This is a genomic window from Polaromonas sp. P1_G4, from assembly GCF_056405475.1.
Genome location: NZ_JBFUCA010000920.1, coordinates 1 through 942 on the forward strand (window position 1 = coordinate 1; position 942 = coordinate 942).

Genomic DNA, 942 nt, shown 5'->3' on the forward strand with positions numbered 1-942 from the left:
CGCTCGCCAAGGCCTGCACCGCCTGCACAAAAGCCGGCAGCACGCCCGCAGCACGCAGGCCGGCGGCGGTCTGCACAATCTTGCCGGGCCCGGCTCCCGACACCACCCGCTGGCGAACGGGCACGCCAAACGCGTCTGGGTGGCCGATGTCACCCGGCCACCGGTGAAAGCGCGTATCAAGCATCACCACCCCCAGAAAGCCCGAAGGCTCGCTGAAAGCGGGTGCTGAGGTTAAAGTCATGGCTCCATTCTCCCGCCAAACAAACCACCCGCCACCGCCATGTTGAACGTCATCGCCATTTCTCTTGGAGCTTCAATCGGTGCGCTGGCGCGCTGGGGCCTCGGCCTGTGGCTGACGCCGGGCGGCCTCATTCCCTGGGGCACCCTTGCGGCGAACCTGATTGGCGGCTACCTGATTGGCATCTGCATCGCGGGCTTCCAGTCCATGCCCCAGCTGGACCCGGTGTGGCGGCTGGCGCTGGTGACGGGGTTCCTGGGCGGTCTCACCACGTTTTCCTCGTTTTCGGCCGAAGTAGTGATTTTCCTGATGGAAGCGCGCTACGGGCTGGCCGCGCTTACGGCCACCGTGCACGTGCTGGGATCCCTGTTGATGACCGTGGCCGGCCTCAAAACTGCTATGTTTTTTATAGCTGCTGGCGCACGCTGAATATGGGCTGGAGGTTAAAAAAATGATATCAATGTTAATTCGCAGGGAATCTGGCGCCGTTGAAATGGAATGGGATGTCGAAAACGTTCAGGGCATGTCTCATGCTCTGAGTGAAAGCCCGGACGGTTTTTTGATTTCAATGTGGAATTTGAAGGCACGTGGTGCTTCCGCCCAATTGTAAACGGGTGACCTGTATTCGCTGTGGAAGGTGTACGCCGGGGTTGAGTTTCGGATTTCCCTTTTTAACGTCGCAAATAATTTAGCGACCGTGGGGG

1 protein-coding gene and 1 pseudogene are annotated in these 942 nt (G+C 59.7%); one reads left to right on the forward strand and one right to left on the reverse strand.

The window, feature by feature from the left end:
• Nucleotides 1-241, reverse strand: a pseudogene (locus AC1D1X_RS24450) (aspartate/glutamate racemase family protein); the annotation flags it as partial.
• Nucleotides 242-280: 39 nt separating this feature from the next.
• Between AC1D1X_RS24450 and crcB the strand changes: the two are divergent.
• A complete protein-coding gene (gene crcB / locus AC1D1X_RS24455; RefSeq protein WP_477646309.1) occupies nucleotides 281-667 on the forward strand; it encodes a fluoride efflux transporter CrcB in 387 nt (128 codons plus the stop codon).
• Nucleotides 668-942: the final 275 nt, after the last annotated feature.

Excerpts from the sequence above, each read along its gene's own strand:
- crcB (WP_477646309.1), top strand. The coding sequence starts at position 281 with ATGTTGAACGTCATCGCCATTTCTCTTGGAGCTTCAATCGGTGCGCTG.